Below are 8,134 nucleotides of genomic sequence, written 5' to 3' on the forward strand. Positions count from 1 at the left end.
GGGCGGTGGCGATCGTCCGCCACGGCCGGCTCGCCGGATCCGGCACGGTCCCACCCGGAGCCGCACCGATGCCGGTCATCGACGGCCTACGGGCCGCCGCGACCACCGTGCGGCCCGCGCCCGGGCCGTTCGCCGGGGCGACCCAGGCTCAGATCCGGAACGTCCACCGGTGGATCGACTCCACGCAGACCCGCATCGTCTCGGTCGACGGCTGCTGGACGCTCCCCGTCCGGGGTGCGCACACCCTGACGGACTGGGCGGACCGGGCCGAACGCGCGGCCGCCGATCACCGCCACGCCTGACTCACCGGTTCGCGCTGAAACCGGCCCACTTCTCGAGCAGACGCGCCGCCTCGCCGTCGTCGATCGCCGTCGCCGCCCGGTCCACGGCCGCACGCATCGCGGCCACCAGGTCCGCGTCCCTGTCGAGACCGTCGAACGCCACGAGCGCCGCCGCGGAGTTGAGCAGAACCGCGTCACGCACCGGGCCGGTTCTCCCCGCCAGGAGATCCCGGGCGACCCCGGCGTTGTACACCCCGTCGCCGCCTCGTAGTTCCTCGATCGAGCACGTGTTCATCCCGAAGTCGGCGGGCTCGATGCGGTCCTCGTCGACGTGGCCACCGGCCACCCGCAGGACGCGGGTCGGACCCGTCATCGTGATCTCGTCCAGCCCGTCCGTACCGCGGACGACCAGAGCCGACCGGCCGCGCAGGGCGAACACCTCCGCCATCACCGAGACGAGATTCTCGAAGGCGCAGCCGATGAGGTTCGCCGTCGGGGCGGCCGGGTTCGTCAACGGCCCCAGGATGTTGAACACGGTCGGGATGCCGATCTCCCGCCGCGGTGTCGCGGCGAAGCGCAGAGCGGGGTGGAACACGGGGGCGAAGCAGAAGGCCACCCCCACCTCGTCGAGACAACGCCCCACGTCCTCGGGTCCGAGATCGATCGCCACGCCGAGCGCCTCGAGGACGTCGGCCCCTCCGCTCTTGGAGGACGCCGCCCGGTTGCCGTGCTTGACGACGGGCACCCCGCACGCGCTGACCACCAGAGACGACATAGTCGAGATGTTGACGGTTCCCTGCCGGTCGCCGCCGGTGCCCACGATGTCCACACAGGCGCGGTCCGTGGGCACGCGGCGGGAGTAGTCGAGCATCGTCGAAGCGAGAGCCTCGAGCTCGGGTCCGGTGACACCCTTCATCTTCAGGGCCACCCCGAACGCGGCGATCTGCGCATCGGTCGCGACGCCCTCCATGATCCGGGACATCGCCCACCGCGCGTCCGCCGGAGCGAGGTCCTCCTCCGCCGTGAGGGTGCCGAGTACTCCGGGCCAGGACCGGCCCCCGTCGATCGCCGCCGAACTGCCCACGTGTCCCGACCTCCTCTGGTCTCATAGAAAGGAACCGGCACTCGAAGGGGCCGGCCACACGGGATCAATCGTGCCACCCCGGTAGCGTCGCCGCCCGCGCCGTCCCCTGCCACGGCGGCCGCGACCGCCCGGGGAGACCAGCCTGAGAGGCCCCTGATAGCCCCTGCAAGGGGGGCGATTTCCGACCCCTGACCGTGACGTATCTGAGGCGACCTGCGGAAACGCTGAGCGGACACGCCGATTTCGGGGGTCCATGCAGACTCGCCCCACCTCAGGGGTCATACTTGGCCACGTGACGAGCGCAGTAGATAACTCAGGATCGGCCATGGCCCAGCGTGTTCATTCGCTGAATCGGCCGAACATGGTCAGTGTGGGCACCATCATCTGGCTGTCCCAGGAGCTGATGTTCTTCGCGGGCCTGTTCGCGATGTACTTCGTCTCCAAGGCGAACTCGGGAGGTGACTGGCCCTCCTACCCGACGCATCTGAACGTGCCGTTCGCCCTGACGATCACGGTGATCCTCGTGGCATCGTCGTTCACCTGCCAGCTGGGCGTGTTCGCCGCGGAGCAGGGCGATGTCTTCGGACTGCGGCGGTGGTACGTCATCTCCGCAGTCATGGGCACCGTCTTCCTCATCGGCCAGGCGTACGAGTACGTGATGCTGTACCTCGAGGGGACCACCATCTCCTCCAGCGTCTACGGGTCCGTCTTCTTCATCACCACCGGCTTCCACGGGCTCCACGTCGCCGCGGGCGTCATCGCCTTCGTCGTTCTCGTGATGCGTACGACGATGTCGCGGTTCACCCCGGCGCAGGCCACCGCCGCCATCGTGGTGTCCTACTACTGGCACTTCGTCGACGTGGTCTGGATCGGCCTCTTCGTCACCATCTACTTCATTCAGTAGTCAGCTGGCCGCAGGACGCTGTGTCCAGCAGGTCCCAACACCAAAGGGAACTCACAATGAACTCACCTCACCCACCCGCTGCGGATACGCCGTCGCCGGACCCAGCGACGACCCCGACGCGGTCGGTCTCCACCAAGCGGCGCCGTAAGGCGACCGGCGCGCTCGTCATCGCTGCCGGCCTCCTCGGAGCGGGAGCCATCGCCACCGCCGTCGTCCCGGAGCCGCAGGTGGCGACGGCCCAGCAGGACCAGGCCGCACTCATCGCCGAGGGCAAGTCGATCTACGACGTCGCCTGCATCACCTGCCACGGGCAGAATCTGCAGGGTGTCGAGGACCGCGGCCCGTCCCTCGTCGGTGTCGGCGCGGGATCCACCTACTTCCAGGTGCACTCGGGCCGCATGCCGGCCGCGGACAACGAGGCGCAGGCCGAGCGCAAGAAGCCCCGCTACAGCGAGCAGCAGATCATGGCGCTCGCGGCCTATGTCGACCTCCACGGCGGCGGGCCGGGCATCATCACCAACGCCGACGGCACGATCGCGCAGGAGTCGCTGCGCGGCGCCTCCGGCGAGAGCCGCGCCGAGGAGATCGCCCGCGGTTCCGAGCTGTTCCGGCTCAACTGCGCGTCCTGTCACAACTTCACCGGCCGCGGCGGAGCACTCTCCGGCGGTAAGTACGCGCCGGTTCTGGACCCTGCCAACGAGCAGGAGATCTACCAGGCCATGCTCACCGGCCCGCAGAACATGCCCAAGTTCTCGGACCGGCAGCTCACGCCTGACGAGAAGAAGGACATCATCGCCTACATCAAGGCCACGGATAACAAGGTCTCGCCCGGTGGCTACGGCCTCGGCGGTCTCGGCCCGGTGACCGAGGGTGTGGCTATCTGGCTTGTCGGCATCGTCGCCCTCATCGGTGCGACCCTGTGGATCGGATCCCGTTCATGAGTGAGACCCCGAAGAACCCGTCACCGGCGGACCTGGACCGCATGAGCGAGGCCGAGCTCGTCCGCCTGGGCACCGAGCTCGACGAGGTCGACGTCCGGCACCGCGAGAACCGCTGGCCCGAGGGCGTGACCACCCGCGCCGAGAAGCGCGCCGCGCGCACCGTCACCACCTGGTTCGCGCTGTCGGCACTGTTCGCCCTCGCCTTCGCCGTCGTCTACCTCTTCTGGCCGTGGGAGTACCGCGGCGAGGGTGAGGACGGCTTCTGGCTGTACATGGCCTACACGCCGCTGCTCGGCGGCACGATCGGCCTGTCGATCCTCTTCCTGGGCTTCGGCGCCGTGCAGTTCACCAAGAAGTTCGTCCCCGAGGAGATCTCGGTCCAGACGCGCCACGACGGCGTCTCGGACGAGGTCGACCGCCGCACCATCGTCGCGGAGCTGAACGACTCGTGGAAGACCTCCACCATCGGCCGTCGCAAGGTCATGGGCGGCTTCCTCGGTGCGGGTGTGGGTCTCATCGGCCTGTCCGCGATCCTGCCCCTCGGCGGCATGATCAAGAACCCGTGGAAGCGCGGGGAGATGACCCTCTCCGGTGACGGCACCCTCCACACCACCGGCTGGACCCTCGCCTCGGAGAACCGCCCCGACGGCCTGCCGCCGGAAAAGGTCTACCTCGGCCGCGACACCGGCAAGGTCTACCCCGACGGGCATCCGCCCGCCGGTGAGGGCCGCCTGGAGCGCATCCGTGTCGACGACCTCGCCGCCGGTGGCCTCGAAACCGTCTTCCCGCTGCCCGAGAGCGCCCTGGGCAACTTCGAGGAGCACATGCACTCGATCCACGGTTCGCGTAACTCGGTCATGCTGATCCGCTTCCGTCCCGAGGACGCAGCCCGCGTCACCAAGCGCAAGGGTCAGGAGAACTTCAACTACGGCGACCTCTACGCCTACTCGAAGATCTGCACCCACCTCGGCTGCCCCACCTCGCTGTACGAGCAGCAGACCCATCGATTCCTCTGCCCGTGCCATCAGTCGCAGTTCGACGCGCTCGAGTACGCGAAGCCGGTCTTCGGCCCCGCCGCCCGCGCGCTTCCGCAGCTGCCCATCGCCGTGGACAGCGAGGGTTACCTCGTCGCCAACGGTGACTTCGTCGAGCCGGTCGGACCCGCCTTCTGGGAGCGTCGTTCATGAGCACTAACACAAGACTCGCGTCCCTGGGCGACGGCCTCGACGCGCGGTACACCATGGCCAAGGGTCTGCGCCGGCAGATCAACAAGGTCTTCCCGACCCACTGGTCCTTCCTGCTGGGCGAGATCGCCCTGTACAGCTTCATCATCCTGCTGATCTCGGGTGTCTACCTCACCCTCTTCTTCGACCCCTCCATGTCGAAGGTGATCTACCAGGGTGCGTACGCACCGCTCAACGGCATCGAGATGTCTCGTGCCTACGAGACCGCGTTGGACATCTCGTTCGAGGTGCGTGGCGGACTCTTCGTGCGGCAGATCCACCACTGGGCGGCCCTGCTGTTCGTGGCGTCGATGGTCGTCCACATGATCCGCATCTTCTTCACCGGCGCGTTCCGTCGCCCGCGTGAGGCCAACTGGACCATCGGTTGCGTGCTGCTGCTCCTGGGCATCGTCGAGGGCTTCCTCGGCTACGGCCTGCCGGACGACGTGCTCTCGGGCACCGGCCTCCGCATCACCTCCGCGATCATCGTGGGTCTGCCCGTGATCGGTACCTGGATGCACTGGATGATCTTCGGCGGGGACTTCCCCGGCGAGATCATGATCCCGCGCTTCTACGTTCTGCACGTGCTGATCATCCCGGCCATCATCCTCGCGCTGATCGCCGCTCACCTCGCGCTGGTGTGGTACCAGAAGCACACGCAGTTCCCCGGGCCCGGCCGCACGGAGAACAACGTCGTCGGCGTCCGGATCCTCCCGGTCTTCGCCGTCAAGTCGATCGCGTTCGGTGCCATCACCGTCGGCATGCTCATGCTCTTCTCGGGCTTGTTCACGATCAACGCGATATGGAATCTCGGGCCATATAACCCGTCGCACATCTCCGCCGGTTCGCAACCCGACTGGTACATGCTGTGGACCGAGGGCGGCGCTCGTGTGATGCCGGCCTGGGAGCTCTACCTCGGCCCGTACACGATCCCGGCGACCACCTGGGTGGCCGTCATGCTCGGCGCCATGGTCGTGCTGATGTTCCTGTACCCGCAGATCGAGGCCAAGATCACGGGCGACAAGGCGCACCACAACCTGCTCCAGCGCCCGCGTGACGTGCCGGTTCGTACCGCCTCCGGCATGATGGCGATCACCTTCTACGTGATCCTGGTCCTGATGGGTTCCAATGACCTCATCGCGTACCACTTCGCCATCTCGCTCAACGCGACGACGTGGGCCGGACGTATCGGGCTCATCCTGCTCCCGCCGCTGGTCTACTTCTTCACCTACCGTCTGTGCCTGGGCCTCCAGCGCTCGGACCGCGAGGTGCTGGAACACGGCATCGAGACCGGCATCATCATGCGGATGCCGCAGGGCGAGTTCATCGAGGTCCACCAGCCCCTCGGCGAGATCGACGAGCACGGCCACGCCGTCCCGCTCGAGTACGCCGGCGCCAAGGTGCCCACCAAGATGAACCAGCTCGGCGTCGCGGGTCGGCCCCCGCGCGGTGCGCTCACCCCCGACCCCGTCGAGGAGGCGCGTCTGCTCGACGAGGCCGAGCACGACAAGCACCACCGTGAGCACTCGATGCTCACGACGCTGCAGGAGGAGAACCGTACTCGTCGCGACGACGAGCACTGATCCCCGACTGCACCCGACCGCGGGCCGGATCTCCTTCTCCGAGGAGGTCCGGCCCGCGGTCGTCGTCCACCACACCCTCGACCCGCGGGACAGGAATGATCGAGCAGTCACACTCGTCCGGAGCGGACGGTGCGATCGTGCTCACCGATGAGTTCGACCACGCCCTCGAACTCCTCCACGGGGGGCACGACCTCTTCCTCACGGGCAAGGCGGGCACCGGTAAGTCGACCCTCATCCGTCGCTTCCTGTCGGAGACGCGCCGCCCCACCCTGGTCGCCGCCCCGACCGGCATCGCCGCACTCAACGTGGGCGGCTACACGATCCACCGACTGTTCGGCTTCCACCCCGGGTCCACCGTCGACCACGTCCGCGGTTCCTCGTACCGCCCGGGGCGCTTCGCCGGGGCCCTCGCCGGCGTCCGCACACTGATCGTGGACGAGGCGTCGATGATCCGCGCCGACCTGTTCGACATGATGGCGATCGCCCTCGAGCGATTCGGTCCGGACCCCACGATGCCGTTCGGCGGCGTCCAGCTCGTCCTGGTGGGCGATCTCTTCCAACTCCCACCGGTCGTCACCGACGCCGAGCGACCCGACTTCGACGCGGCGTACACGACCCCCTACTTCTTCTCCGCCGAGCGCTTCGACCGCGGCCGCTTCCCCACCGTCGATCTCACCCGCGTCTTCCGACAGTCCGGCGACCCGGAACTGACCGCCATCCTCAACTCGATCCGCGAGGGCACGCTCGTCGGCACCGCGCTGGAGCGGCTCAACTCACGGACCGACCCGGCCTTCACGCCTCCGGACGACGCGCCGTGGCTGACACTGACGACCACCAACCGGATGGCCGCCGCCCACAATCGCCGACGTCTCGACCGTCTTCCCGGGGCGGAGCTGACGACGGAGGCGGCCGTCACCGGCGACCTCACCGGGTTCGAGCCCCCGAACGAGGCGACGCTTGTGTACAAGGTCGGTGCCCAGGTCATGATGCTCACCAACGACCCGGCGGACCGCTGGGTCAACGGCTCTATCGGAAGTGTGCTCGACGCGTCGCCGGGGAGACGGGAGGGGCGGGGCGAGGACGGACCCGTCGTCGTCGTCGGATTCTCCGATGGGGAGGTGGCCGAGGTCGTCCCACACACCTGGGACGTCACCCGACCCGACGGCTCCGACGGCGCGGTCCGCCACGAGGTCATCGGCTCCTTCAGGCAGCTGCCGTTCACCCTCGCCTGGGCCATCACCATCCACAAGAGCCAGGGTCAGACGCTGGACAGGCTCATCGTGGATCTCGGCGGCGGCACCTTCGCGCCCGGCCAGTTGTACGTCGCGTTGAGCCGGTCGCGGTCCCTGGACGGTCTCGTCCTCACCCGGCCGGTCAGGCCGGGGGACCTCGGAACCGACCGCCGGATCCTCCGGTTCCTCCGCGACCCCGAGGGAGATGTCCACGGCCACCGCTATTGTGCTGTCGCGGCGCTCACCGTCGGGGGCGACAGCGCCCGTTCCCGTCCGCGGCCGGTGGAGCTCGCGGTGGTGTTCCCGGACGGTAGCGCGGTGACCACGCTGGTCAATCCGCAGCGCGATCTGGGCCAGGCGCGGGCGGACTACGGGATCTCCGCGTCCGACGTGCTGCTCGCGCCGACCTTGCCCGAGGCGTGGGCGTTGATCGCACCGCTCGTGGACGGCTACACGCCGATAGGCGTGAACCTGGACGCCACGTTGGAGTGTCTCGACTCGGAGCTCGAGCGTCTGGGCAGCCCGGTGGCGATGCCGCTCGGGGCGGATATCCCCTCCGCCGCGCTCATTCCCGGCGAGCGTGCGCGTCATCGGGCCGGCTCGGCGATCCGCCGTGCGCGGGTCGCTCTCGAAGTCCGGGACCGGCTGTGGCTCGACGAGGCCGGCGCCGGGGTGTTCGACGTGGTCGGGCCGGGCCAGGCGGGTCCGGGAGAGCTGGCGCGGGGCGGGTACCTTCTCACCCGCGGCGGCGACGCCCACCCACCGTCCCCGGCGGCGCTCCCCCAGCTGTCGGCGATGCTGCGCATCAGCGCGGAGGTGTCGGCCGTATTACTCGACTCACCGCGCCGCGGTGGCCACCCGGGTGCTGGCGACGACGACGAGGTGG

At 68.7% G+C, this 8,134-nt stretch carries 6 protein-coding genes and 1 pseudogene; 6 read left to right on the top strand and 1 reads right to left on the bottom strand.

What is annotated here, in order from left to right; all coding sequences use genetic code 11:
* Nucleotides 1-302, top strand: a pseudogene (locus G6030_RS01225) (hypothetical protein); the annotation flags it as partial.
* A gap of 1 nt (nt 303) precedes the next feature.
* Here G6030_RS01225 and trpD read toward each other — a convergent pair.
* Complete coding sequence (trpD, locus tag G6030_RS01230) at nt 304-1,365, bottom strand: anthranilate phosphoribosyltransferase (protein ID WP_182641936.1); 1,062 nt, start codon at nt 1,363-1,365, stop codon at nt 304-306.
* 292 nt (nt 1,366-1,657) lie between these two features.
* Between trpD and G6030_RS01235 the strand changes: the two genes are divergently transcribed.
* The 5 genes from G6030_RS01235 to G6030_RS01255 all read left to right on the top strand — a co-directional run.
* The gene (locus G6030_RS01235; RefSeq protein WP_007632198.1) at nt 1,658-2,269 is read left to right on the top strand and encodes a heme-copper oxidase subunit III; all 612 of its coding nucleotides are present in this window, start codon (nt 1,658-1,660) and stop codon (nt 2,267-2,269) included.
* Between the two features lie 56 nt (nt 2,270-2,325).
* Nucleotides 2,326-3,210, top strand: a complete 885-nt coding sequence (locus G6030_RS01240) for a cytochrome c (RefSeq protein ID WP_007632200.1) — start codon at nt 2,326-2,328, stop codon at nt 3,208-3,210.
* Nucleotides 3,207-4,397, top strand: coding sequence for a ubiquinol-cytochrome c reductase iron-sulfur subunit (locus G6030_RS01245; RefSeq protein WP_182641937.1), 1,191 nt, complete (start codon nt 3,207-3,209; stop codon nt 4,395-4,397). Before G6030_RS01240 ends, G6030_RS01245 begins: the two co-directional genes overlap by 4 nt.
* Nucleotides 4,394-6,016 carry a cytochrome bc complex cytochrome b subunit gene (locus G6030_RS01250; RefSeq protein WP_182641938.1) on the top strand — a complete coding sequence of 541 codons (1,623 nt, stop codon included), beginning with the start codon at nt 4,394-4,396 and terminating at the stop codon, nt 6,014-6,016. Before G6030_RS01245 ends, G6030_RS01250 begins: the two co-directional genes overlap by 4 nt.
* Nucleotides 6,017-6,111: 95 nt before the next feature.
* A partial coding sequence (locus tag G6030_RS01255) for an AAA family ATPase (RefSeq protein WP_182641939.1) occupies nt 6,112-8,134 on the top strand: 2,023 nt, incomplete at its 3' end.

The organism is Dietzia sp. E1 (assembly GCF_014145015.1).
GTDB classification, from domain to species: domain Bacteria; phylum Actinomycetota; class Actinomycetes; order Mycobacteriales; family Mycobacteriaceae; genus Dietzia; species Dietzia cinnamea_A.

What these genes read in the sequence shown, in the direction of transcription:
- G6030_RS01250 (WP_182641938.1), top strand. Translation starts at nt 4,394, where the DNA reads ATGAGCACTAACACAAGACTCGCGTCCCTGGGCGACGGCCTCGACGCG.
- G6030_RS01240 (WP_007632200.1), top strand. Translation starts at nt 2,326, where the DNA reads ATGAACTCACCTCACCCACCCGCTGCGGATACGCCGTCGCCGGACCCA.
- G6030_RS01245 (WP_182641937.1), top strand. Translation starts at nt 3,207, where the DNA reads ATGAGTGAGACCCCGAAGAACCCGTCACCGGCGGACCTGGACCGCATG.